Origin of the sequence: Flavobacterium suzhouense, assembly GCF_042684765.1 — a bacterium.
In the GTDB taxonomy this organism is placed as follows: domain Bacteria; phylum Bacteroidota; class Bacteroidia; order Flavobacteriales; family Flavobacteriaceae; genus Flavobacterium; species Flavobacterium suzhouense.
In genome coordinates this window covers 12077-37284 of record NZ_JBHUMD010000001.1, presented here as the reverse complement: position 1 = coordinate 37284, position 25208 = coordinate 12077, and the positions used below count along the sequence as shown (strand labels likewise).

The window sequence follows — 25208 nt, the reverse complement described above, 5'->3', positions numbered from 1 at the left end:
GCCACGCTGTGACCTGACTATCTATTTAAATTTACCTGCTCCAACACCCAAACATAATCCTCCTGATTGTGTACAAAATCCCTGTTGGAAACATCAAGTACCAAAACATTCAGCCCAGTATGGGTTTTGATGTAATCCAGATAACCCTGATTTATCTTATCAAGGTACTCCGCCTCAATTTCCTGCTCATAGCTTCGTCCACGAAGTTTGATATGTTTCAACAAGGTTTCGGTAGTCTGGTATAAATATACATAGAGTCCCGGTCTGCGCATTTCGCCATACATAATATCAAACAGTTTTTTATATAGCGTATACTCATCTTCCCCAAGCGTAACTTTTGAGAAAATCAGCGATTTGATGATATGATAGTCGGCAACAACAAAATCGGTCTGTGGGTTTACCTGCAACAGATCGTCGCTAAGCTGTTGGTAGCGATCAGCCAGAAATGACATTTCTAGTGAAAACGCATAACGTTGCGGATCTTTGTAAAATTGTGGCAGAAAAGGGTTATCGGCAAAACGCTCTAACACTATTTGTCCCCCAAAGTCTTCCGAAAGCTTTCCGGCAAGACTGGTCTTACCAGCCCCTATATTTCCCTCAATAGCAATATAGCTATGATGTTTTGGATTAAATTGTTCAATTGGCGAAGGCAACTGCACTACAAATTCACATTTACTTTCGTCTCCCGATTCGGTTATCAACTGGTTAATATTCTTTTTGAATTTTGGGTGCTCCCAATGCGGGGCGACATCCCGTAACGGAATCAAAACAAAATTGCGGTTCTGCATTCGCGGATGCGGTACTTCGAGCGTTGGCTCAGCAATAATCTCATTATTAAAAGTAATCACATCAATATCTATGGTACGCGAATGATAGCGTTCTTCAGGATTGCGAACCCTGCCACCCTCCAGTTCGGCACCAAGCAATTCGGCTAATAGCTGTACAGCTGGCTTTTGTGTATGCACCAACAAACAGCAGTTGTAAAAATCGTCGCCTTCGAAACCGACAGACGGATTCTCATAAATACCCGAAACCTTTACTACCGTAGCAATATGGTTATTAATATAATCGATGCACCATTGCAGGTTTTCAAGGCGATTGCCCATGTTGCTGCCCAGTGACAGTATGGCTTTGTTTTGAAATCTCATACCGCAAAGTAAGCGAAAAGTATTCAGTTTTCAGTCGCGGTCGTCAGTATCTTACTGGCTGAAAACTGAGACTGCGACTGAAAACTGAATACTTCTTTAATTTTTCTAACTTAGTAGTTGTAACATATCTGGCAACTTTGCGTCTGATTAATAAATAAACTATCTATTTAAGATGAACGACACCCCACAACAACCACAGTACAGGCAACCACAGCCTAAATCGCCCTCATTCCTTAAGAATGTACTTTCTACCGTAGTAGGGCTTTTTGTGTTTTGCTTTATTTTCTTCTTTCTAATACTACTTATCGGTATTATTGCCGCTGCTGCCAGCGGTGGGAACGACACAGCCGTAAAAGTTGAAAAAAACAGTGTTATTGAACTTGACCTTTCTCAGGTTACTAATGATTATTCAGGAAAATTCAAATATAAAGACTTCCCAATGTTCGACTCTGACAGTCAGGAAGGTCTTGTTGATGTTATAAGAGCTATTGATGCTGCAAAAGACGACGAAAGAATTAAGGGAATCACTATAACCAACAGTAGCACCCAACTGGGTATTGCCCAAAACAAAGCACTTCGCGATGAGCTTGATGCCTTTAAAAAATCAGGAAAATTCATCGTCGCTTATTCTGACGGTTATTCACAAAGCGATTACTACCTGAATTCTGTTGCCGATACCATTTACCTTAACCCGGTAGGTGAAATTGACTTTAAAGGACTTTCATCAGAAGTGATGTTCTACAAGGACCTTCAGGACAAAACGGGCATTAAAATGGAAGTTATCCGTCACGGAAAATACAAGAGTGCTGTTGAGCCTTTCCTAAGCAATGAGATGAGCCCTGAGAACAGGGAGCAGATTACCGCATTACTTAACTCGGTTTGGACATCGGTTGTTGGCGATATCGCTAAAAGCCGCAAAATTCCGGTTGACAGTCTTAATGCTGTAGCCGACAGGCTTGGTGGCCGTACTCCGGAACTGGCAAAAGAAGCAAAACTTATAGACAAAATTGGTTATATCGACCAGTATGAAGCCGGTATCAAAAAAGCACTTAAACTGAAAAAGGATGAAGACTATAAAAGAGTATCAATTCTTGATTATGTAAAAGCTACTGCGCTTGACAAACTGCTATCGGGTGGTAAAGACGAGATTGCTATCATTTATGCACAGGGTGAGATTCGCGGCGGAGAAGGTGATGTGAATACCGTTAGCGAAGTACCAATCCGCAAAGCGCTAAAAGAGGCAAGAGAGAATGATGCCGTTAAAGCTATCGTACTTCGTGTAGACTCTCCGGGTGGTAGTGCACTGACTTCTGAGCTGATATGGAGGGATATTGAACTTACTAAAAAAGTAAAACCGGTTGTAGTATCTATGGGTAATGTAGCAGCTTCGGGAGGATACTACATCTCTTGTAATGCTAACCGAATTTTTGCAGAAGAAGGTACTATTACAGGATCGATAGGTGTATTTGGAATGCTGCCAAACTTTACAGAACTGTCTAACCGAATTGGTATCCATACCGAGCAGGTAAGCACACATAAAAACGCATCAGGATACAGTGTATTCACTCCGCTTAAAGATGACACAAGAGCTATCATTCAGGAAAGTGTAGAGAAAGTATATACAACATTTGTGAGTCGTGTAGCTGCCGGGAGAAAACTTACTCCGGAGCAGGTCGATGCTATAGGACAGGGACGTGTATGGAGTGGAAGCATGGCACTGAAAAACGGACTTGTAGACGAAATTGGCGGACTTGATGCTGCGATTGAATATGCTGCTAAACTGGGTAAAACAAACGACTATTCTGTTTCGGATTACCCTGAGTTTGAAAAAGACTTCAGTAAAATTTTAAGCATGTTCGGACTTAGCACACAAACTAAAGAAGAGCTTATTAAAGAACAGGTGGGCGTAGAAAACTACCGCGTTATAGAGCGCATTCGTCGTGTAAGCCAAATCAAGGGTAACCAGGTATTAATGCCTTATGAGCTGACCATAAAATAAATCCCGAAAGGAATTAAACAACAAAAGCACAATGATAATCATTGTGCTTTTTGCTTTTTAGATTATTTCATCAAAGACTGTGTCCAGTGATTTTTTGATTCCATTTACTGTACAGTGTGCCATAAGCTATCCTGTTTACTAAGACTGGTAAACAAAGGTAATCTGTGTAGCGCACCGTATATTACAGCAATCTTTTCTGCCTTTGATTCTTTTACCATTTCAACTAACCTTCTATTTCTTAGTGTATCAATAAGGAAATCATAATCCTGCTGATCTATTTTTGTTCTGTACTTGTCTTTTAAAGGTGTTTTTAAATCATAATCAGAAAGCAACACCTCTCCCTTTTCTTTTTCGTATAAGGCAATCAGCTTGTTTATTGGTAAATCTGCCTGAACATCCAAAGAATCTATAATACCTGTATTGCTTTGCGACTGCTGCACAAAGCCTTTGATCTGCAAAACCTTAAATTGTTTTTTGTTACTATAATCAGGATAAAACCCTGTAATGCTTCTTAATTTCCTATAAATCAAATCTTTTTGAAGACTATCTATTTCTTTATCTGCTTCAATCGATTCATAAAAAACACTATAACCTTCAGACCGTAAAGAATCTAATTTGTATTTTACTTTTACATAAAACTCCGGTTTACTTATATGTACCATTGGCAGATAAACTACCTTCTTATCGCCATTGGCATAGACATGAAGTCTAAAATTATCAGCATGTTGATTGACGATTGCTTCAATAAGTTTTTTTGACAGGATATAAGCGTAAACAATAAACTGATAATTATAATTTTTTTCATTCTGGTGATATGTTGGTTAAGGCACAATATTAACAATATGTGAGGAAAATACACACAACAATCATACTGTTTTTAAGTTATTGTAGAGTATATTCTCTATATTAGGGGCAAAATTTAAAAAATATCATGGTTAAGAAAGTTTTAAAATGGACCGGTATCGTTTTACTGGTGATTATCATTGCGTTGGCGGCTACGCCATTCTTATTCAAAGGAAAAATTAAAGAACTGGTATTAAAAACCATCAATGAAAAGGTAGATGCCAATGTAGCATTTGAGGATGTAAGCCTGAGCCTTTTCAGGAGTTTCCCTAAAGCCAATGTTACCATTGAAAAACTTAGCATTGTAAACAAGGCCCCTTTCGCAGGTGATACACTTGTTTACATGGAAGAAATAGACCTTGATATGTCGGTTAAGGAATTATTCAAAGGTGAAGGAGAACCGATGAATATTGAATACATCGGCACCAAAAATGGTATTGTAAACATCCTTTTCAATAAAGATGGCGTAGGCAACTTTGATATTGCCATCAAAGACGAAAAAGAGCAGCCTGCCGACAATAAAGAAAGCAAGCCGTTTGCCCTTAATATGCAAAAGTACAAAGTAGAAAACCTGCGTTTCCGTTACTTTGATGAGCGCTCCAAGATAAACATGGTAATTGACAGCCTTAACCACGAAGGTAAAGGTAACATGGCAGCTAATAAGCTTGACCTTGACACCAAAACCACAGCTAAGCTTTCACTCAGCATGGATAAGGCCAACTACATGAACAATGTAGCCCTTAGCCTTGATGCGGTATTAGGCCTTGATCTTGACAAAAGCATTTATACTTTTAAAAACAATAAAGCACTCATTAACCAGTTGCCTCTTGAATTTGACGGTAGCTTTGCGATGGTGGAACAGGGACAGCAAATTGACATTACATTCAAAACGCCTACCTCATCATTCAAAAACTTCTTAGGTCTTGTACCGGAAGCCTATTCAGGCAATCTTGCCACGGTTAAAACAGACGGTGATTTTACTATTAATGGTAAAGTAAACGGACTGAATGGCGATAATTCAATCCCTAAATTCAACATTGCGATTGCATCAAACAATGCATCATTCAAGTATCCTGACCTACCTAAATCAGTTCAGAATATTGTTATCGACACTAAGATCATCAATGAAACAGGTGTGCTTAACGACACCTATGTAAACCTTGATAAACTTTCGTTCAGGATAGACCAGGATGTTTTTGATGCCAGCGCAAGTATTAAAAACATTGTAGAAAACCCTCTTGTAGACGCAAGACTTAAAGGTGTAATAAACCTTGCCAACGTATCTAAGGCTTACCCTGTTAAGGTTGACATTCCGCTTTCAGGTATACTTAGGGCAGATGCGTCTACTAAATTCGATATGAAATCAGTAGAAAACAGCCAGTACGAAAAAATACAGAACAATGGTAGTATGAGCCTTAGCGGATTTACCTATAAAGGTGACCTGCCAAAACCGGTAAAAATCAACGAGGCCGCAGTACAGTTTAATCCAAGCCGTATCACCCTTAGCAAATTTGATGCTGTAACAGGCGGATCTGATATTAATGTAAGCGGTACGCTCGATAACTTCTACGGGTTTGTGTTCAGGGATCAGACCCTGAAGGGTAACTTTAACATGAGTTCTAACAAGCTTGTAGTTGCTGACTTTATGGCTCCTGAGGCTGCCAATGCAGCAGCTAAAAAAGCTGAGGGCACAGAAAAAACCGAAGCTCCTAAGCAGGTAGCAGCTACCGACGCGGTTAAAATCCCGGCTTTCCTTGACTGTACTATTACAGCAAAAGCCGGCACTGTTGTATATGACAACCTGTTCCTGAAAGATGTATCAGGTAAAATGATTATTAAAGACGAGACTGTTGCCATCCAAAACCTGCAGTCGTCAATATTTGGCGGAAAAATAGGTGTTAGCGGAGATGTATCTACCAAAGGTACCACACCTAAATTTAACGTAGACCTTGCTCTTAACAACGTTGACATTACACAGTCGTTCAACCAGCTTGACATGCTTAAGTCCATTGCCCCTATAGTAGGTGTAATAACAGGTAAAATGAATACCACCATTAAGGTAGGTGGTAATCTGGATGCTAAAGAAATGACTCCGGACCTTAAATCCCTTTCAGGTGATTTACTTGGACAGTTATTGAATACAACTGTAAACCCTCAGAATTCAAAAATGCTTACGGCATTAACATCTAACGTTAAGTTCCTTGACCTTTCAAAAGTAGACCTGAATAAAAAGATCGGACTTACCTTCGAGAACGGTAATGTAGTGATTAAGCCAATTGACCTGAAATACCAGGATATTCCAATCAAGATACAGGGATCACACGGTTTTGACCAGAACATGAACTATACTGTTGCTTTTGAAGTTCCTGCCAAATACCTGGGCAGCGATGTAAACAGGCTTATAACTCAGGCAAAAGGAGATCCAAGTAAAATAATCGTTCCGGTAAACGCATCAATTACAGGTAACTTTAAAAGCCCTAAAGTATCAACCGATCTTAGCAAGGCTGCAACTAACCTGACGAACCAATTGGTACAACAGCAAAAAGACAAGTATATCAACGAAGCTACCGACAAAGGTAAAGATGCCCTGAACAAGCTTTTAGGGGGAGGTAAAACAACGTCGACTGATACAACTAAAACAACTACACCTAAAACCAACGCCGAAACACAAAAACAAATAGAAGATAAAGCTAAAGAAGGTGCAGGCAAACTAATTAATGGCCTGTTTAAAAAAGATAAGAAAGAATAGACTTTGTCTGTTTCGGGTTATTGAGTTTCGGCTTGCTTAATCAGACCAATTAACTCAAACCCATAAAAAAACCGCCTGATGAAAATTTCATCAGGCGGTTTTTATTTGTCATTGCGACCGAAGCGGTAGCATAGCGGAGAAATCCCTAAGAGATTTTTCAACTTCGTTACACTCCGCTCAAAATGACAGCTACCGACAACGGACAACCATCAACTGACAACATTTACACGTTTATCTGCACTACAAAACCTTCGTAAGATCTTACGTTAAAAACAGTACCATCTTCAAATAAAAGATACTGCCCTTTTACGCCCATAAGTTTACCGTTGAAGATTGGAGTCTTAGACAGATTTAAACTTGACCCCAATTTTTGAGGGTATTGCAGTACAGGATAGTCTAAGGTATACAATTTTTCCTGGGTTGACTCAAAATAAGGAGCAACTTCTGCCGGAAGCAATGAGCGCACCTCGTTTCGCCTAGCAATAAGGTCTATTTCATTTACTTCGTTAAGCAGCATTTTTTTCCAGTTGATCTTATCCGAGAAATGATCTTTAAGTGCAACCTCCGTAATACCGGCAAGATAACGGTTAGGCACCTCCACCAGTGGTGTAGCCCACGAAGCCCCCTGATCTATCCATCGTGTGGGCACCTGTGTTTTACGGGTTACCCCTACCTTCATATCACTCGATGCGGCCAGATAAACAATATGCGGCTGTACCTGTACTCTGGTTTCATATTCAAGGTCGCGATCGGCAATACCCAGGTGGGCCGTACTAAGCTCCGGACGCATGATCCAGTCGCCTGCAGCCGCCGAACTGTAAAAACAATCATAACAAAATCCCTGACGGTAGATCTTTTTCTTCTTACCACAGTTAAGGCACTGGAAACCCATAAAATTAATCTCTAAGTCTTTACCTAACAGCTGATTTACATTCAAAAAACTGTTTTCAAAAACCAGGTAATATTGTATCGGGCTGCCCGCCTCAGTTTGCATTTTTGTTAAAACCCCTTCGTATTGCATATAAATTTTAGTATTTTTATGGGCATAAAGATACTAAAATATGGCGTTGCCGATTATCAATTCCATTGCTTCGTGGATCCTTAAAAAGCGTATCCATGATATCGAATTGTTCCTGAAATACCCTAACGAGGTACAGGAAGAACTGTTAATGAACCTTATCCGTACTGCGGAGGGCACATCCATTGGCAGAAAATACGATTTCTCATCCGTAAAGAATTATAGAGCTTTTTCCGAAAGGGTACCTGTTTCCACCTATGAAGAACTGGAACCCATGATAGAACAAACCCGTAAAGGTGAGCAAAACGTTTTTTGGCCCAGCCAGATTAAATGGTTTGCCAAATCGAGCGGAACTACCAATGCCAAAAGCAAGTTTATTCCAGTAAGTAATGATGCGCTTGAGGACTGTCATTATAAGGCCGCAAAAGACCTATTGTGCCTTTACCTGAACAACAATGAGGAATCGCAACTCTTTACAGGTAAATCCCTTCGCCTGGGAGGCAGCAAACAGCTGTATGAGGACAACAATTCATTCTTTGGTGACCTCTCGGCCATTCTGATAGACAACATGCCTATATGGGCAGAATTCAGCAGCACGCCAAGCAATAAGGTATCACTAATGAGCGAATGGGAAACAAAACTGCCGGCTATAGTTAAAGAAACCATCAACGAAAATGTAACCAGTTTTGCCGGTGTACCTTCGTGGATGCTTGTACTGATGAACCGTGCGCTTGAAGAAACCGGAAAAACCAACCTGATGGAAATATGGCCCAATCTGGAAGTATACTTTCACGGAGGGGTAAGTTTTGAACCATATCGCGACCAGTACAAAAAGATACTACCTAAAGCTGACTTTAAATACTACGAGATATATAATGCTTCTGAAGGGTTCTTTGCTATACAGGACAGCAACGACAGCAACGAATTATTGCTGATGCTCGACTATGGTATCTTCTACGAATTTATCCCGATGGATACTTTCGGAACGCTGAACCAAAGAACGATTCCCCTTTCAGAAGTTGTTGTAGATAAAAATTATGCTATAGTTATCACTACTAATTCCGGCCTATGGCGCTACATGATCGGCGATACCGTGAGGTTTACGTCTGTCAATCCGTACCGCATAAAAGTTACAGGAAGAACCAAACACCATATTAATGTTTTTGGCGAGGAGCTGATGGTAGAAAATACCGATACCGCAATAGCCAAAGCCTGTAAAGTTACTGGCCACGAAGTAATTGATTATACCGTGGCTCCCGTATTTATGAACGGAAAAGAGAAAGGGGCACACGAATGGATCATTGAATTTAAAGAACCTCCGGCAGATGCCGAGCACTTCCGTACTATTCTTGACGAAACACTGCAAACACTTAACTCCGACTATGAAGCCAAGCGTTACAATAATATGACGCTGAATCCGTTAGTACTGAACGTAGCACGACCAAGGCTTTTTTATGACTGGTTAAAGGAACAGGACAAACTTGGTGGACAGCACAAAATACCACGCCTGAGCAACGAGCGACATTACCTTGAACAGCTAAAAGCCATGCAGGATAGTTTTTCTACAGACTTAGCGTAATACAACAAATAGAAAACCAGCAATCTGGCATTATGTTTGCTTGCTTTAAATAATGAAACAGATGATAATGAAGAGGAAACACATTTTTACATTAGCAGCAGGAGTATTGCTATTAGCTTCCTGCGGGCCTAAACTGCACCGTTATAGCTGCGGTGGAAGGAAACGCTGCATAAGCCATGTCGAAAAAGAAAGACCGGCTGCTGACAAATCAGTCCAAAAAGTACAGACTAAAGACTCATAAAAAAAGCCTCACTTCGTGAGGCTTTTTAGTGCCCTCTCCCTTATAAAACTAAAGCAAAAAGGAGTAGAAACCTTAATAACCCAAATCTTGTATTTTATTACAGCATTTTAATCAAAAACACTGCAGTCCATTTCTTCTACCACTGTTTTGGTCTGATCCAGTTCAGTAGTAGCATAACCACATGATTTCATTTTGTTATACACATTAAACCATGCTGTTTTATAAGCCTGGCAGTTGGCTACTGTCTGATTAGAGCTTAATGCACTGGTTTTTTCCAGTAGTATGTTCGACAGATTCTCAACCTCGTCCAAACAGTTATCACCACTTACATTTGTAGTTTCTTCCTCTTCACACGCAATACTTACCAACGCAAGCGCGGCAACAAATAAGATAAATTTCGCTTTCATATCGTTCTGATTTAAGATTAATATGAAGTCAAAGATATTTTACCCGTTTGATGTAAGTCCTAGGCTATTAACTAAAGCTAATGAGGATTTTACCTAGAAATGAATAAGCACATCCCTGAAAGGAATGTAAAATCGGAATTAATTTGCCAGTAGTGAAATATCCACCACTTTAACAATCTCTTCAAAGTCGGCAATGACAGAAGTATGTGCTGCGGTGTTTTTAGGATCTTTTATAAACCTGTCAATATTGTAAAGCCAAAGATCCATTTCGTCTTCAGTATGGTTACGGTCGTGTGAAGATAATGGCAGTTTATTGAGTTCCTTAAAGATGTTATCACGTATTTCTGCACGTTCTGAAGCATCAGATGTTGCAAGGAAGTCGGCAATCAGTTTATTGAGCAGTGCCTTTTTTTCAGATTTAGTCATAGTGTTGGATTTGGTATCTTAAAGGTACGATAAAAAAGGATTAATTCCCTACGGGAAAATAAAAACCCACTTGAATTATCTTCTACCAAAATTATTTCCCTAACGGGAAAACCTCATTATGGCTATCATATCACGTAGCGATTTAATTTCGGCAGACAAAATAAACTAAAGCAGTAATGGTTCACGTAGGGAATAAATTATATCTATAAGGTTTAAATTGTACAGCACCATGTTAAAACCGCTTGACCCGCTTCTTTAAAATGCGTATATTAGTGATATATTTACAACCCATATATGCCCTATTACAAAGCCATTTTCAGGCTGCCGGGAGGCAGCGAACTCAAAGCCGACAGAGGCTACGTTCCTGATGCGTTTTTCAACGCCCTTTTTGAAGTTACAACTACAGATATTGTTGATATACACGAAGGCGGATTTATCCTTTCTACCGAAATGCATGAAAAACTGAGCGTGCCCGATCACTTTACCAGCTATGCTATTACCGGACTGAATGCGTCTGAAGAAGAAAAGTTTTCGCCTGAATTCCACATCAAACTACTGGAACATCTTAGGGAAGCGAACCATGCCCGCCCTATTGAGGAGCATTACAATTACCAGGTGTTTATGATGGAGTATATTGAGGAAGTACCGGATGATGATTAAGCCTGACCCCTAGCCCCTCTCCAAAGGAGAGGGGAACTCATATCGAATAATTAAAGCTTCGGAGAAGCGGCATATTTATAGCAAATAATGCATAATCCCATAAAGAGCTCCGGAGGAGCGGCATGATTATATGCCGCTCCTCCGGAGCTCTTTACAAACTATAACAAACTATAAATATGTCGCCCCGCAGGGGCTAAATAAAAAACCGGACATCGCTGCCCGGTTTTTTAAAATATAAACACGAAATTATTTAATGCTTATTGCACATCCTCCACCAGGAGCCAGTTTCTGGTCAAGCTTGGTTTTGCTTGTGACCTTAATGGTTTTGATAGTATAGCTTTGCGGATTTTTCTCGTAGTGAGCATCGGCACCATCAGCATAGATTGTTGCTGTATAGGTTTTACCTTTTGGCAGGTACTCAAAAGTAATTTTTGCCGTACGGGCATTCTCATCATTGATAGCACCTACATACCATTCGTCTTTACCTTTAGCCTTACGCGCTATTGTGATATAATCACCCGGCTCTGCCTCAAGAATATAACTGTTATCCCAATCAACCGCTACATCTTTAATGAACTGGAATGCATCCAGGTATTTATTATACGTTTCCGGAAGATCGGCAGCCATTTGTAATGGGCTGTACATTGTCACGTATAGTGCCAATTGTTTTACAAGCGTAGTGTGAACAAATGAATTGTTCTCAGGATTGTAAGCACTTACTTTAGTCTGGAAGATACCCGGAGTATAATCCATAGGGCCACCCATTAAGCGTGTAAACGGAAGTATAGTAGTATGATCAGCATTGTTACCACCAAAAGCTTCATATTCTGTACCGCGAGCTGCCTCGTTTCCTATAAGGTTCGGGTACGTACGGCTTAATCCTGTAGGACGTACTGCCTCATGAGCATTTACCATTATTTTGTAATCTGCCGCTTTTGTAATAGCATAATTATAGTGATTGATCATACTCTGGCTATAGTGGAACTCTCCTCTTGGGATAATATCGCCTACATAACCGCTTTTTACAGCATTATAGCCATAATCATTCATCAGTTGGTATGCTTTATCCATATGACGCTCATAATTCGCTGCAGCACCCGATGTTTCGTGGTGCATAATGATCTTCACCCCTTTTGAGTGTGCATAGTCGTTAAGCGCCTTGATATCAAAGTCAGGATATGGCGTTACGAAATCGAATACATATTCTTTCGATTTACCGAACCAGTCTTCCCAACCTTCATTCCAGCCTTCTACAAGTACGGCATCAAAACCATGTTTTGCAGCAAAGTCAATATATTCTCTAACGTGAGCATTATTAGCAGCGTGCTTACCATTCGGTTTTGTTTTAGAATAGTCAAGCTCACCCAGTTTTACGTTAGTAAGGTCGTTATAAGCCCATGTACTTTTACCTGTAATCATTTCCCACCATACACCAACATACTTCACCGGTTTGATCCATGAAACATCTTTGTATTTAGTAGGTTCATTAAGGTTTAGTATCAGTTTAGAAGCAAGGATATCAGTTGCTTTATCACTAACCACCACAGTTCTCCAAGGCGACTGTGTAGTAGTTTGCATATAACCTTTGTCACCAATGGCATCAGGAGTAAGCCATGATTCCAGTATCATGTTCTTGTCATCCAGATTAAGCGACATACAAGAATAGTTAATTAGTCCCGCCTCATGAATATTGATGTACAAACCATCGTTACTCTTCATCATAAGAGGCGTCTGTAATCCTGTATCAGAGAATGGATGCTGAGAAGCATTTGGTGTAACCGCTTCTTTCATTTTGCCACGAACTTCAGACAGTTTAGATGTTACCGTACTGTATTCCTGCGTATCATAATCACCCGGAAGCCAGAATGCTTTGTGGTCACCCGCTAGAGCAAACTGTGTTTTTTCTTCTTTGATCACAAAGTAGTTAAGGTTGGGTTGTTCAGGGAACTCATAACGGAAACCAAGACCGTCGTTAAACACCCTGAAACGGATATTGATAAACCTGCCTTTTTCAGCCTGCTGTGCAATTGTAACCACAAGTTCGTTGTAGTTGTTACGAATGTCCTTTTGCTCACCCCATACCGGACTCCAGGTTTCATCAAAACTAGCCTGCTTTGTCCCGGTAACGGTAAATCCTTCAAGCATATCAGCCTCTTTTTTAAGGTCAAGTCCCAGTTTACTGGTTTTTATAACCGGCTTATTCTTGTAAGTAAGTTGATAGGTTGGCTCTCCTTTTGCGCTCAGGGCAAAAGTAAGCGAAAGGTTTTTGTCGGGTGACGAGATGGTTTGTGCACCTGCCAGAGCCGCTGCCAGAAGTAAAACGGCAGAAAACAGTTTCTTCATAGTATAGATTTTGTCTTTTGAAATGCTAAATTACCCAAATTCAGCACATAAACATAAATACACATAATCGAAACCGTTTTCGTGTTGACAACTTTTATGTTTTTTTACTCTTATGTAAGTATTCCGTGCAAAACTTAAAACTAAATGACGGGCTAAAATCTTAGTTATTCACATTTATTCCTTTCAAAATCAAACACGAGAGTTGAAGCATCTATCCTTCTGACAATATAAAACTTAGACTCTTTGACAACTTCTCCCTTGCAAACCCAAACTCTTGAACCTTCAATACTAACATCATTAAGCATTGAATTTATGTTCAGCGCTTCTTTAACCCATGCTGAGTGCTGGCTGATAGGTGTCTGTATAAGATTTTCGAATAAAGGGAATTCTGAGTAGGAAAAATAATTTTTTGGTGCAATCGTCAACGCCCCAATCATCCCAACTTTTTTAAGGGACTTATCGCTCAAAAAAGGCTTGGTCTCTGCAATGAAATCGTTTTGAAACTGGGTCTGAAGCGTAAGGCATTTTCCAAACTGGGCGCATAGTACAAACGAAAAGAAAACAAGCAGCACGACGGAAAACCTGCTGATCTTTTCAAGAATTGAGCCTTTCAGATAAGCCTGAAAGAACACACAAATTACAATAAAAAAGCCTAGTCCACAATAACTTCTTAAATCCCAGTTACATTTTAAGAGTAACATATTAACCCCGGAAATAAGCCAGAAGTTTACAGCAACAACAAGCAATACAAGAGGAAGAGCAACTAACCGTTTTACATTTCTTTTCGCAGAATATACCACCGAAACCAATCCCAGTACCGCAAAAAGTATCGTAAATGAAACATAATATTTATAGTTCCCGGAGCGCAGCATTAAATCAATCCTGTCTAAAAAACGGGTGTTATTATAAGCCAACATCTCATTTAATTTTGGTTCTGTAATAATTAATGCCGCTCTGTCAGACATATTCAACCCCAATAGTTTTAAGGCAACTGTATAAGCTACATAAGCTGCAAGAAATACCCCTAAAATAATACCGGAATTAATAAAAAAACGTTTCCATTCACCATTAATTAGTTCTCTTATTAAAAATAAAGAGCCCACCATAAAAAATACAGTAGCACTGCTTTGGTACAAGCCTAAAGAAAGGAACACACCTATGACCGAAGCGATTACAAACTTTATGCGGCTATTATAAAAGATATAAGGCAGAACTACAACGGACAATGATAATGACATTGGAATGCAGTCGAATTTATACACTAGGTTTCCTAAAAAAGCTGGTGCTGTAATTATAAGCAGTGAAGACCATTTTACAGTTTTGTTTTTTTCTATACCTGCCATAGAGACAAGGATATACCCAGTAAAACCAAGTATTAGGGTACTCAGTAATAATGAAAAGGGGTATATTGAAAGGTTGTTACTGTTTAGTGAGCACAACTTACCCAATAAAGTAGCTATAAATCTTCCGTCATGTTGCCAGCCATAACCGAATAAATTCCTTCCATAATCATCAAGGTATTCATAATCAGCAAATAAAATTGGAAATACATATAACAATGATATTCCGAGTGTAATCAATAACGATTTTTTATCCTGAAGTAAACTATCCAGCTCTTTGATTCTCATTAATCGATTTTTTTATAATGTATTTAGGTCTTTGTTTTGTTTCCAGATAAGTTCGCCCAAGGTATTCTCCTATTACACCTATCCCAATAAGCTGTACACCTCCAAAAAACAGTACAGCTACCATTAAAGAAGCATATCCTGAGACATTAATCCCAAAGAAGAGTTTTTCAATAATAATTTTTAAACCATATAAAAAAGAGATAAAAGCCGTTATGCCACCAAAGTAAGTCCATATCTTTAACGGAAGGGTTGAAAACGAAGTGATGCCCTGAATAGCTAAATTCCACAATTTGAAGAAATTGAATTTAGTATCACCTTCATTTCTAGCAGGCCTTACATAAGTAACAACCACAGTATCAAAACCAACCCAACTCATAAGCCCTTTCATAAAAAGCTGGCTTTCTTTAAGTCTCAGTATCTCGTTTACTACCTGGCGTGTCATCAGGCGGAAATCTCCTACGTTATTTTCCAGCTTAAGCGAAGACATTTTATTATTCACTTTATAAAACATTTCAGCCGACCTCCTTTTCAAATAAGTATCTGTACCTCTGTCTATTCGCTTCGCCAAAACAACATCAGCTCCTTCCTCATATTTTTTCAGCATCTCAAAAACAACTTCAAAAGGATCCTGAAGATCAACATCCATAGGAATAATTAAATCTCCTGAGGCATGCTCAAGCCCTGCAAAAAGAGCCGATTCCTTACCAAAATTTCTTGAAAATAGTATTGCCCTGACATAAACATATTTATTCGCAAGTGCTTCAATAATAGCTGCAGTATTATCTTTGCTGCCATCATCAACAAACTGAATATCAAAATTATAATTCAATTCTGAAAATTTCGAATAATGTCTATTGAACTCATCTATAAAGGTATTGAGGTTCAACTGTTCATTATACACAGGCACTACAAGAGTAACATTCATACTTAGCAATTATTTATGTCAATTCCGAATCAACATATAAGATTGTAAATATAAATTAAATTAAGAATTGACAACACCATGTTCAATCATAAAATCGCTTTTTTCTGACAACTCAGTAAAATCATCTCCTTTATTTTTAGCATCTACAAAGTAATATTGAAATTCAAACCACTACAAAACAACAACTTAACATGTCTATTATTACGCAGCAAAAGAGCTTTTCTGGGGTTTTCGAGATACCAAAAGCGTAACATTAACACTTTTTTGAATCATTTATGTAAGTATTACTCTAAATAAAAATCCCTTGCATTCGCAAGGGATTTTTCAATTTTATATCGTTTTGCAAATCACTGAAAACTACGACCGCAAACTTTATACTTTTATGAAGCCGTTTTAAGACGCTTTAAAAGTGTCCTGTTCAGGTGGTGTTCTACATAGTCTTTATCGATATGCAGTTCCTTCTCGTCAGAACCCGGCAATTCATACATTGCTTCGGTTAGGATAGCCTCACAAAGTGAACGTAACCCTCTGGCACCCAGCTTGTACTCCAGTGCTTTTTCTACAATATAGTCAAGCGCATCGTTTTCTACAGTAAGAGCAACCTCATCCATAGCGAATAACTTAACATATTGTTTTACAAGGGCATTCTTAGGCTCAGTAAGGATAGCACGAAGCGTTTCCCTATCCAGTGGATCCATATGTGTAAGCACCGGCATACGCCCGATGATCTCAGGGATAAGTCCGAAATCTTTAACATCCTTAGGGATAATATATTGCAACAGGTTATCCTTATCTATGTTATCTGTATTCCTTGACGTGCTGTACCCAACCGCCTGACGGTTAAGCCTTTTTGATATGATAAGTTCGATACCATCAAAAGCACCTCCGGCAATAAACAGGATATCCTGTGTATTTACCTCAATAAATTTCTGGTCAGGGTGTTTACGCCCACCTTTCGGCGGAACGTTAACTACAGTACCCTCAAGCAGTTTCAGTAAAGCTTGTTGTACCCCCTCACCCGATACGTCACGGGTAATAGAAGGGTTGTCGCTTTTACGGGCAATCTTGTCTATCTCGTCGATAAACACAATACCACGCTCAGCTTTTTTAACATCATAGTCAGCAGCCTGTAACAGACGCGTTAGTATACTCTCTACGTCCTCACCCACGTAACCTGCTTCGGTAAGTACAGTAGCATCTACAATAGTTAAAGGCACATTAAGCATACGTGCGATAGTTTTAGCCACCAGTGTTTTTCCGGTACCAGTCTGGCCCACCATAAGGATGTTGCTCTTTTCGATTTCAACACCATCATCGCCGGCAGGCTGCATAAGTCTCTTGTAGTGGTTATATACCGCTACAGAAAGCACTTTTTTAGTCTGATCCTGACCAATAACATATTGATCAAGGAATGAGCGTATTTCTTTAGGCTTTTTAAGCTCAAGCTCGGCAGATAATGCCGATGTACCTGACTGCCTTAATTCTTCAAGCACAATGCCGTGAGCCTGCTCTATGCATCGGTCACAGATGTGTGCACTAATACCCGCTATAAGCAGGTTTGTTTCCGGCTTCTTCCTACCACAAAAAGAACACTCTAATACTTCTTTAGCCATTTTTATTCATTTGGTAATGCAACAATAAGACTAACATATAGCCCTATTGTTACATAACTCAGGTTTTATTTTTTTATTCTCTGATCAAAACTTCATCGATCATTCCATACTCTTTAGCTTCAGGAGCTTTCATCCAGTAATCCCTTTCGCTGTCTTTATGTACTTTTTCAAAAGTCTGGCCTGAATGCTTAGAGATAATCTCATAAAGCTCATCTTTAAGCTTAAGCATCTCTTTAAGGTTAATCTCCATATCGGTAGCAACACCCTGCGCACCTCCTGATGGCTGGTGAATCATAACCCTTGAGTGTGGCAATGCCGAACGTTTTCCGGCCGCACCGGCACATAAAAGCACTGCACCCATAGAAGCAGCCATACCTGTACAGATAGTAGCTACATCAGGACGGATATACTGCATAGTATCATACATACCAAGACCGGCATAAACGCTACCACCCGGTGAGTTAATATATATCTGGATATCTTTAGATGCATCTGTACTCTCAAGGAACAATAACTGTGCCTGTACGATGTTAGCAATCTGGTCGTCGATACCTGTACCAAGGAAGATGATCCTGTCCATCATAAGACGTGAGAAAACGTCTAGCTGGGCAACATTCATCTGACGCTCTTCCATAATGTATGGCGTCATTCCTGTTGGTGTAACACGGCTTATAAGTTTATCGTAGTATAAGTTGTTTATGCCGTGATGTTTAGTGGCATATTTGTGAAATTCTTTTCCGTAATTCATAATTGAAGTAAAATAAATTTATTTGTTTGCATTAAAGAACGAAACGCCAGCCCAAACGGACTGACGTTCAAATATACTTATTTTTTACGAGAATTATTCTCCGTACATTTCTTTAACAAACTCCTGATATGTAACATCTTTCGTTTTGTACTTCACTTTTTCTTTGAAAAGGTTAAGCATTTTTTCGCTCATTACCTGCTCAGAAAGTCTCTTAACTTCATCTTTGTTAGAAAGTACTCTTGCAACGATGTTATCTACATCTTCCTGGCTTGGATCAAGCTGACCGAATTGTGCCATTTGTTTTTTGATAACCTCAGCAGTATACGCTTTAAGGTCATCAAAAGTGATCTGAAGTCCGTTCTCAGTGATTACTTTACCTTCGATAAGCTGGTAACGAAGACCGTTCTCAGATTTTTTGTACTCAGCCTCAGCCTCTTCAGCCGTTAGCGTAGTCTCACCTGCAGTCTGAAGCCATTTTACAAGGAATTCAGCCGGAAGCTCAAATTTAGTATTCTCGATTAGCGACTCAGTTACATCATTAAGGAATTTCTGATCTGCCTGAGAACCAAATTGCTGCTCTGCATCCTCTTTAATTTTTTCTTTAAGCTGCTCTACAGATGTTACAACACCTTCGCCAAACAGTTTATCAAAAAGCTCCTGGTTAAGTTCAGCTTTTTCAGATGTGTTGATCTCGCTGATAGTAAAGTTTACTTCAACATCAAGACCGTGAACATCATCATGACCTACTTTAAGGTAGTCCATTAGTTTGTGATCGTCATCAAAAAGACCTTTTGTAGAAACAGTAACTACATCACCAACTTTTTTACCAAGGAATTTTTTCCCTGTAGTTTTTGTTTTGAAGATATCAGAAGAGATTGTAGCCTCAGCGTTGATACCTTTCTCCTCGTTAGTGAAAGTACCACGGATATCATCACCTTCTTCTGATTTCTCTTTAGAGATAAGTTTACCAAATTGTTTCTGAATGCGCTCTACCTGCTCATTAAGCATAGTCTCATCAGCAGTGATGTTGTATTTTACAACTTTATTCTTAGCACCAAGATCTACTGAAAACTCAGGAGCAAGACCAAGTTCAAACTCAAAAGAGAAATCGTCAGCATCCCAGTTAAAATCTTCAGTTACTTTTGGTAGCGGGTTACCAAGTATATCAAGTTTTTCTTCTACAAGATAATCGTTAAGAGAAGTCTGAAGTAATTTGTTTACTTCATCTAAAAGTACAGCTTTACCATATTGTTTTACGATAAGGCTCATAGGAACAGCACCTTTCCTGAAACCCGGAATACTTGCATTTTTCCTGTAGTCCTGTAAAACTTTGTCTACTTTTTGTTTGTAATCTTCTTTACTTACAGCTACTGTTACAACAGCGTTTAATGCATCTACCTGCTCTCTTGTAATATTCATTATCTAAATTTGTTTTATATCCATATAAATTTGGGTTGCAAAATTATAGTTTTTTTACAACCCATACAAGTTTTTAAATTATTGTCTACCAATATCCTGAAAAAAAGAAGTGCAATTATTACCCTTAGTCTTTTTTACCTGAAAGCGAGGCTACCAACGACTGACAGAAAGAAAGCACAAGACTAAACAACAACGCCCTCCAGAAACCAATTATTTCAAAGCCATCTACCAGCGAATCGCACAGCATTATTATTAGCGCATTGATTACCAGCAAAAACAAACCTAAGGTAAAAATAGTTACAGGAAGGGTAAAAAGCACTAATAAAGGTTTTATAAAAATATTAAGCAATCCCAGCACCAATGCTACTATAAACGCAGTAAAAAAACTATCTACCCTTACGCCGGGCATTAAATAAGACAGCAGTATTACAAACAATGCAGTAAAGAAAATATTGATAAGTGTTTTCATAATATCTGTTTTATACAAAATTAAAAAAAGCATTTAAAATGCGGGAGATTTAGTCCCCACAATAACAAACCCTAAAGTCGCCACTCTCCTTTGGAGTCCCGATAGTTATTGGGAGGGGTGAGGCTAAAATTAAAAAAAGCATCCGCCGTGGCGGATGCTTTTAAGATTTATTTACCCTTGCACCGTTAGTTTGATGTCAGTACTGTAGCACCCGGATATGCACCAGGTATTACAAAAGGTAAATGCGCTTTATAATGACTGTTGATCACTTTTATAAACTCGTTAGCCACAATAGCATAACCTCTTGCGTTTGGATGTATTCCATCAAGAGAGAACACTACAGTGTTAGCAGTAGCCGAACTAAAGTATCCCGCTTTATAAATTTGTCCGTCAGCCGTCTGAAGACCTGTTACAAGCTGGTTAAGTACTGCGTTCATATCTGCAACAGCAAGCCCTTTAGAAGAAGCTACAGCTTTAATAGTTGTATTAAACGCTGTTGTTGCATTATTAATAAGTGTAATTTCAGAAGGCACTAAAAGGTGCTGATCCTGTAACGGATAAGTAATACCAAACTTGTTAAGCGGATCGATACCTCCGGTAGCCGTTGTGCCGATAGCTGTTCTCGTAGTTAAAAGTACAAGATCAGCAGAAGTAGCCTGTCTTGCTTGTCCGTAAACAGCCCCTAAATAAGGTGCAAGTGCAACAAGTTGCGGATTACCACTTGCCGCAGCTACTGCAGATATCTGAGCACCAACATCAGCAAGACCCTCATCTTTAATCAGTAGTGGGTTAGCATCAGTAGCAGACAACAGGTTAATCCTTGATCCCTGGCCAATAGCAGTAAGTATTTGCTTAAGCGGACCGTATAACTGCTGATTAAGCGCAGTAATTGTAGCCTGACCTACCTGTTCATTACCCTGACCTATTACTGATGCCGTAAGAGGATTGTAAGGAACAGTTGTAAAATAAGGAATAGATGTTACATTTGGAATAGTAGCACAAACACCTTTAGCACCGTTTGCCGTCAAAGCATCAGTTATATTAGAATAAATACTGGCAAATACAGTAGGATCGGTAATATCATTATCGCCGTATGAAGAAGGATCAAAATTACCAGTCTGGTCTACACCTACACCTCCTGAAGTTGCAAATGCCAACACATCCATATCGCCTACCCAGTTCGTAAAGAATGTAGGATTTTTAGCCACCGCATCACCTAAAACTGTTGCAGATGGCGAAGAAGCCTGACGCACAAAGTAAGGATTAGCTTTACCTGTTGTACCCAGTACCTGAAGGCTACCATAACCCGGAGCTATGAAATGATATGACTTTGCCCCCGGAACACCCATGTTATTATATGGACCGGGAACTATATTAGACACTAAAGACGACGGACCTCCTGAAATTGGCTCCGGACCTCCTGTTGACGTATTGATAACAAGTCTTGTAGAAGTCGTTATGCCCGGACCTAAAATCATACCTCCGGTATTATTTACATCATCCTCATAAGAAGGCTGCGTAAATGCACCTCCCCCCACAAGCGCAAACTGCTGCGAAAGAATGTTTGGAAATGAATTCTTCTGACCTTCGCGATAAACGGTACCATCAATATAACCGGCAGTAAGTGAATTACCTATTGCCACATATGAACTGAAGTCAGCCTCTCCGGCACTATAACTGGCGTTGCTAACCTCATTATCAAATTCCGGTTGACAGCCTGCAAATACAGCTGAAAGAACCGCTAAGTATATAAATTTATTTTTCATGATATTTTTTTCAGATTAGAACTTGTACGACAAACCAATACCCGGCGAGAAAACTACATTTTTATATGTTCCACCAAATGAAACATTTGTATTTCCGTCTTCAATATAATGATCATACGATGCATTAACCTCACTAAAGTGAAGATAAAGGAAAGAAGCATCAACACCTAAGTTTGGCGTAATCATATATGTTAAACCACCTGTATAACCGGTAGAGTCATTTCTTGGCGTTTCAGGAGCAAAGTATCCGTTTTGTACCGGGCTCTCGTCATAATAAATACCTGCACGGAAAGAGAACTTATCGTTGTGTTTATATTGCGCACCAAATCTGTAAGTACTTGCATCTTTATAGTTACGCGGATTGTATGACTGCGGCACCTGAGAAGTAGCTGTTGGTTTAAAATCTACCACTAACGCATCATATACATTCCAGAATGCTCTGTTGTAATCAAAAGCAACCAACCATTTATCTGTTAGCTGAACCGAAAGACCGGCAGTAATTTCTGCAGGAAGCGGAAGATCTGCATTAAAAGTTGTATTACCTAATTGTATATCCTGAGCTGATGTTGGAGCATCAGCAAGATAAGCAGGCACCTGATTGAAAGTAGCATCACCATCACGCGCTTCCATTGTAATTTCAGAACGGTAGTTAACCCCTAACCTTACTTTATCCGTTGGGTTAACCATAAAACCTGCGCTCCATCCCCAAGCAGTTACATTTTTAGCTTCAATGGTAACATCTGTTTTATTGCCTTGTTCATCAGTAACGCTTCGCCCAACATTTCTGTTAAAGTCTACACCACCGGTAACAAAGATAGGTCCACCACCTACACTAAATTCATCGCTAACTTTTACCGAAACAATAGGCTGGATATATATTGCCTTAAGATCAATATTGTTAACAAGATGAGCTCCTTCCCAATCCTGATCCCACTCTACAGCACTACCATAAGGGCTATAAACCGCAAGACCAACCGACAACCAATCAGTAGCTTTATAAGCAATATAAGCACTGAAAGGAGTTCCTGTGTTCTCTGTAGAATTTCTAAGATTGTTTTCCAGACTCTGGAATTTAGTACGCGCAAAAAGAGCATTTGCACCTACTGATGCGCTAAAGCGATCTTCAAGATATACCGCTCCCGCAGGGTTAAAGAACAATACCTCGGCACTGTTCACAACAGCTACTCCGGTATGCCCCATCGCTAATTGTTTCTGACCCTGAAGACTCACGCGGTATCCTCCGGCGAAAGCCGATGATGTTGCAAGAGCCATCATTGTTAAAGATAATAGTTTTCTCATAAGTTTAAGACGTGTTAGTTTCCCGTTGTTAAAAATTGTATTTCAAATTTATAATATTTTATGAATTACACAATAGGAAACGTCAAAATATTATGCATTCATAATAATTATATTGTCAAAAATTACGTATCAATTTTGAAAAATTATCATAAATATTATTTAAAATTGCGCGATTACACCAAAACTTAACACCTGTCACCCCTCATTATAGCCTCAGGCTATTAATAAAAACATAAATAACTGGCTTAAGCAGCTGCTTTGTAGTAAATTACATCAAACAAAATTTTACATGAAGCTGCTCCGAAAAATTGTAATCATACTCTTATCATTCTTTCTACTCATAGCCATCGCCAGTTTTGGTCTTAGCTGGTATGTTTCCGAAAAGCTGCCATCGATACTTAGAGGAGAAAAAGATTTTCCTTACAACGTAAGTTATGCTAATCTCGATATCGACCTGTTGAGCGGAAGTTTCACGATTCAGAACACCTACCTCGCTCCTAAAGACAGTCTCAATCAGGGAATACAAACAGGAGCATTTGGAAAAATTGAACGTATAGAAGTCAACAACTTTAGCTTATGGGCCCTGCTATGCAAAAACCAGATTGCAGTAAGTGAAGTCATTATCATAAAGCCGGATGTAACCTTATTTTTCCGTAAAGAAAAATATGACCCTCAAAAAGACTTTGTAAAACCATTTGAAAATACCATCAGCACAGGAAAACTAGTCATAAAAAACGGCGAGTTTAAAATGCTGGACTCTTTACAGAAGCCTTCAGTAAAAGTTGCAAATATTAGTTTCGAGCTTACCAATATAAAGGTAGACAGCACCACACTCAAAAAAGATATTCCTGTTCGCTATAGGGATTATGCCCTTAAATGTGACAGCCTGTTTTTTGACATGGGAAAACATTACACGATAACCGCCAACAAACTTTCTACAACAGACAGCAAGCTGAGTCTGGAAAATTTCAGGATGACACCCAAACAATCGAGAGAGCAGTTTACACGAATGCAGCCTAAAGAGCTCGATCAGTTTAACCTGAGTACTAAAAAAATCAGTATTCCCAATCTTGACTGGGGCTACTTCCGCGACACTTTATATGTTCATACACCAAAAATTACGCTGGATGGCATATATGCCAACATCTACCGAAGCAAGGAACCGGCAGACGATTACACCCGCAAAAAACTGTATAGTGAAATGCTTCGTTCTTTAAAGTTTGATCTTGATGTAAAGCAGCTCGACATAAAAAACACTAGTATAGAATATGAAGAGCAACTCACTTTCAGTAAACCTGCCGCAAAGGTTTCGTTCTCTAAGTTTGATGCTAAAATTAAAAACATCTATAGCCTGACAGGACACAACAACCAGAAAAAACTACCTGCAACAGTATTAGACGTAAAATGCCTGTTCATGAAATCTTCACCACTTAGGGTTACATGGTCTTTCAACATTCCGGATAAAAGCGATGCCTTTACTATTATGGGGCATTTACAAAACATAGATGCCCAAAAAACAGACGCCATCACTATGCCTCTCATGAATGCAAGAACTGACGGCCACATCAAAGAGGTAAAATTCACCTTTAATGGTAACCTGCGACACGGCAGCGGCCCATTTGCTATAAACTACGACGATCTAAAAGTAGACATCCTTAAAAAAGATGGTAAAAAGGAAAACAAGCTTGTTAGCACCATTGCCAACACCATCGTAAAAAATGATTCTGACGATAAATTAAAAGAAACCCATGTAGAGGTTGACCGGATTCAGCATAAATCGGTATTCAATTTTCTGTGGCGTTTTACCGAACAAGGGTTAAAACAAAGTGTACTACCTAAAACGGTGGTAAATATTGCCAATAACAAAAAAGAGAAGAAAGACGAAAAGGAAAAAGCGAAGACGAAAGGAAAGAAATAGTTTCCAGTAT

At 39.2% G+C, this 25208-nt stretch carries 20 protein-coding genes; 6 read left to right on the top strand and 14 right to left on the bottom strand.

The features are described from left to right. Positions 1–17: 17 nt before the first annotated feature. Complete coding sequence (gene folK / locus ACFSR3_RS00165) at positions 18–1148, bottom strand: 2-amino-4-hydroxy-6-hydroxymethyldihydropteridine diphosphokinase (protein ID WP_379819166.1); 1131 nt, start codon at positions 1146–1148, stop codon at positions 18–20. A gap of 172 nt (positions 1149–1320) precedes the next feature. On the opposite strand from folK, the gene sppA reads away from it, so the two are divergent. Beyond that, on the top strand, positions 1321–3147 hold the full coding sequence (gene sppA / locus ACFSR3_RS00160) for a signal peptide peptidase SppA (RefSeq protein WP_379819165.1): 1827 nt from the start codon (positions 1321–1323) through the stop codon (positions 3145–3147). A 104-nt stretch (positions 3148–3251) separates the two neighbouring features. On the opposite strand, the gene ACFSR3_RS00155 is transcribed toward sppA, so the two are convergent. Then, positions 3252–3809, bottom strand: a complete 558-nt coding sequence (locus ACFSR3_RS00155; RefSeq protein WP_379819164.1) for a hypothetical protein — start codon at positions 3807–3809, stop codon at positions 3252–3254. Positions 3810–4078: 269 nt separating this feature from the next. On the opposite strand from ACFSR3_RS00155, the gene ACFSR3_RS00150 reads away from it, so the two are divergent. Beyond that, complete coding sequence (locus ACFSR3_RS00150) at positions 4079–6739, top strand: AsmA-like C-terminal region-containing protein (RefSeq protein WP_379819163.1); 2661 nt, start codon at positions 4079–4081, stop codon at positions 6737–6739. Positions 6740–6962: 223 nt separating this feature from the next. Here ACFSR3_RS00150 and ACFSR3_RS00145 read toward each other — a convergent pair whose 3' ends face one another. Continuing rightward, positions 6963–7760 (bottom strand): DUF2797 domain-containing protein, encoded by a 798-nt coding sequence (locus ACFSR3_RS00145; protein ID WP_379819162.1) that lies wholly within the window; start codon positions 7758–7760, stop codon positions 6963–6965. 40 nt (positions 7761–7800) lie between these two features. Between ACFSR3_RS00145 and ACFSR3_RS00140 the strand changes: the two genes are divergently transcribed. Further along, positions 7801–9336: a GH3 auxin-responsive promoter family protein gene (locus ACFSR3_RS00140; protein WP_379819160.1), complete on the top strand. Its 1536-nt coding sequence runs from the start codon at positions 7801–7803 to the stop codon at positions 9334–9336. Between the two features lie 67 nt (positions 9337–9403). Next, positions 9404–9577, top strand: a complete 174-nt coding sequence (locus ACFSR3_RS00135) for a hypothetical protein (RefSeq protein ID WP_158537880.1) — start codon at positions 9404–9406, stop codon at positions 9575–9577. A gap of 107 nt (positions 9578–9684) precedes the next feature. Here the strand turns inward: ACFSR3_RS00135 and ACFSR3_RS00130 are convergent, their stop codons facing one another. Continuing rightward, complete coding sequence (locus ACFSR3_RS00130) at positions 9685–9984, bottom strand: hypothetical protein (protein WP_379819159.1); 300 nt, start codon at positions 9982–9984, stop codon at positions 9685–9687. Between the two features lie 138 nt (positions 9985–10122). Then, on the bottom strand, positions 10123–10410 hold the full coding sequence (locus tag ACFSR3_RS00125) for a hypothetical protein (protein ID WP_379819157.1): 288 nt from the start codon (positions 10408–10410) through the stop codon (positions 10123–10125). Positions 10411–10704: 294 nt separating this feature from the next. On the opposite strand from ACFSR3_RS00125, the gene ACFSR3_RS00120 reads away from it, so the two are divergent. Then, a complete protein-coding gene (locus ACFSR3_RS00120; RefSeq protein WP_379819156.1) occupies positions 10705–11070 on the top strand; it encodes a hypothetical protein in 366 nt (121 codons plus the stop codon). A 246-nt stretch (positions 11071–11316) separates the two neighbouring features. Here ACFSR3_RS00120 and ACFSR3_RS00115 read toward each other — a convergent pair whose 3' ends face one another. The 9 genes from ACFSR3_RS00115 to ACFSR3_RS00075 all read right to left on the bottom strand — a co-directional run bounded on the left by ACFSR3_RS00115 (position 11317) and on the right by ACFSR3_RS00075 (position 23280). Continuing rightward, the gene (locus tag ACFSR3_RS00115; RefSeq protein ID WP_379819155.1) at positions 11317–13413 is read right to left on the bottom strand and encodes a glycoside hydrolase family 97 protein; all 2097 of its coding nucleotides are present in this window, start codon (positions 13411–13413) and stop codon (positions 11317–11319) included. A gap of 164 nt (positions 13414–13577) precedes the next feature. Then, positions 13578–15041 carry a glucosyltransferase domain-containing protein gene (locus tag ACFSR3_RS00110; RefSeq protein WP_379819154.1) on the bottom strand — a complete coding sequence of 488 codons (1464 nt, stop codon included), beginning with the start codon at positions 15039–15041 and terminating at the stop codon, positions 13578–13580. Further along, on the bottom strand, positions 15019–15966 hold the full coding sequence (locus ACFSR3_RS00105) for a glycosyltransferase family 2 protein (protein WP_379819153.1): 948 nt from the start codon (positions 15964–15966) through the stop codon (positions 15019–15021). The genes ACFSR3_RS00110 and ACFSR3_RS00105 overlap by 23 nt, the downstream gene beginning before the upstream one ends. A 380-nt stretch (positions 15967–16346) precedes the next feature. After that, positions 16347–17579, bottom strand: a complete 1233-nt coding sequence (gene clpX / locus ACFSR3_RS00100; RefSeq protein ID WP_379819152.1) for an ATP-dependent Clp protease ATP-binding subunit ClpX — start codon at positions 17577–17579, stop codon at positions 16347–16349. Positions 17580–17652: 73 nt separating this feature from the next. Next, on the bottom strand, positions 17653–18327 hold the full coding sequence (clpP, locus tag ACFSR3_RS00095) for an ATP-dependent Clp endopeptidase proteolytic subunit ClpP (protein ID WP_169521816.1): 675 nt from the start codon (positions 18325–18327) through the stop codon (positions 17653–17655). Positions 18328–18420: 93 nt separating this feature from the next. After that, on the bottom strand, positions 18421–19746 hold the full coding sequence (tig, locus tag ACFSR3_RS00090) for a trigger factor (protein WP_379819151.1): 1326 nt from the start codon (positions 19744–19746) through the stop codon (positions 18421–18423). 124 nt (positions 19747–19870) lie between these two features. Continuing rightward, positions 19871–20215 carry a phage holin family protein gene (locus ACFSR3_RS00085; RefSeq protein WP_379819150.1) on the bottom strand — a complete coding sequence of 115 codons (345 nt, stop codon included), beginning with the start codon at positions 20213–20215 and terminating at the stop codon, positions 19871–19873. Between the two features lie 185 nt (positions 20216–20400). After that, entirely contained in the window at positions 20401–21981 is a 1581-nt protein-coding gene (locus tag ACFSR3_RS00080; protein WP_379819149.1) for a G-D-S-L family lipolytic protein, read from the bottom strand. 15 nt (positions 21982–21996) lie between these two features. Further along, positions 21997–23280, bottom strand: coding sequence for an OmpP1/FadL family transporter (locus ACFSR3_RS00075; RefSeq protein ID WP_114758637.1), 1284 nt, complete (start codon positions 23278–23280; stop codon positions 21997–21999). Positions 23281–23569: 289 nt separating this feature from the next. On the opposite strand from ACFSR3_RS00075, the gene ACFSR3_RS00070 reads away from it, so the two are divergent. Continuing rightward, on the top strand, positions 23570–25198 hold the full coding sequence (locus tag ACFSR3_RS00070; RefSeq protein ID WP_379819148.1) for a hypothetical protein: 1629 nt from the start codon (positions 23570–23572) through the stop codon (positions 25196–25198). Positions 25199–25208 lie beyond the last annotated feature (10 nt).

Bases quoted from the DNA above. Each gene is read 5' to 3' on its own strand.
- folK (WP_379819166.1), bottom strand. From the start codon at position 1,148: ATGAGATTTCAAAACAAAGCCATACTGTCACTGGGCAGCAACATGGGC.
- sppA (WP_379819165.1), top strand. From the start codon at position 1,321: ATGAACGACACCCCACAACAACCACAGTACAGGCAACCACAGCCTAAA.
- ACFSR3_RS00155 (WP_379819164.1), bottom strand. From the start codon at position 3,809: ATGGTACATATAAGTAAACCGGAGTTTTATGTAAAAGTAAAATACAAA.
- ACFSR3_RS00150 (WP_379819163.1), top strand. From the start codon at position 4,079: ATGGTTAAGAAAGTTTTAAAATGGACCGGTATCGTTTTACTGGTGATT.
- ACFSR3_RS00145 (WP_379819162.1), bottom strand. From the start codon at position 7,760: ATGCAATACGAAGGGGTTTTAACAAAAATGCAAACTGAGGCGGGCAGC.
- ACFSR3_RS00140 (WP_379819160.1), top strand. From the start codon at position 7,801: ATGGCGTTGCCGATTATCAATTCCATTGCTTCGTGGATCCTTAAAAAG.
- ACFSR3_RS00135 (WP_158537880.1), top strand. From the start codon at position 9,404: ATGAAGAGGAAACACATTTTTACATTAGCAGCAGGAGTATTGCTATTA.
- ACFSR3_RS00130 (WP_379819159.1), bottom strand. From the start codon at position 9,984: ATGAAAGCGAAATTTATCTTATTTGTTGCCGCGCTTGCGTTGGTAAGT.
- ACFSR3_RS00125 (WP_379819157.1), bottom strand. From the start codon at position 10,410: ATGACTAAATCTGAAAAAAAGGCACTGCTCAATAAACTGATTGCCGAC.
- ACFSR3_RS00120 (WP_379819156.1), top strand. From the start codon at position 10,705: ATGCCCTATTACAAAGCCATTTTCAGGCTGCCGGGAGGCAGCGAACTC.
- ACFSR3_RS00115 (WP_379819155.1), bottom strand. From the start codon at position 13,413: ATGAAGAAACTGTTTTCTGCCGTTTTACTTCTGGCAGCGGCTCTGGCA.
- ACFSR3_RS00110 (WP_379819154.1), bottom strand. From the start codon at position 15,041: ATGAGAATCAAAGAGCTGGATAGTTTACTTCAGGATAAAAAATCGTTA.
- ACFSR3_RS00105 (WP_379819153.1), bottom strand. From the start codon at position 15,966: ATGAATGTTACTCTTGTAGTGCCTGTGTATAATGAACAGTTGAACCTC.
- clpX (WP_379819152.1), bottom strand. From the start codon at position 17,579: ATGGCTAAAGAAGTATTAGAGTGTTCTTTTTGTGGTAGGAAGAAGCCG.
- clpP (WP_169521816.1), bottom strand. From the start codon at position 18,327: ATGAATTACGGAAAAGAATTTCACAAATATGCCACTAAACATCACGGC.
- tig (WP_379819151.1), bottom strand. From the start codon at position 19,746: ATGAATATTACAAGAGAGCAGGTAGATGCATTAAACGCTGTTGTAACA.
- ACFSR3_RS00085 (WP_379819150.1), bottom strand. From the start codon at position 20,215: ATGAAAACACTTATCAATATTTTCTTTACTGCATTGTTTGTAATACTG.
- ACFSR3_RS00080 (WP_379819149.1), bottom strand. From the start codon at position 21,981: ATGAAAAATAAATTTATATACTTAGCGGTTCTTTCAGCTGTATTTGCA.
- ACFSR3_RS00075 (WP_114758637.1), bottom strand. From the start codon at position 23,280: ATGAGAAAACTATTATCTTTAACAATGATGGCTCTTGCAACATCATCG.
- ACFSR3_RS00070 (WP_379819148.1), top strand. From the start codon at position 23,570: ATGAAGCTGCTCCGAAAAATTGTAATCATACTCTTATCATTCTTTCTA.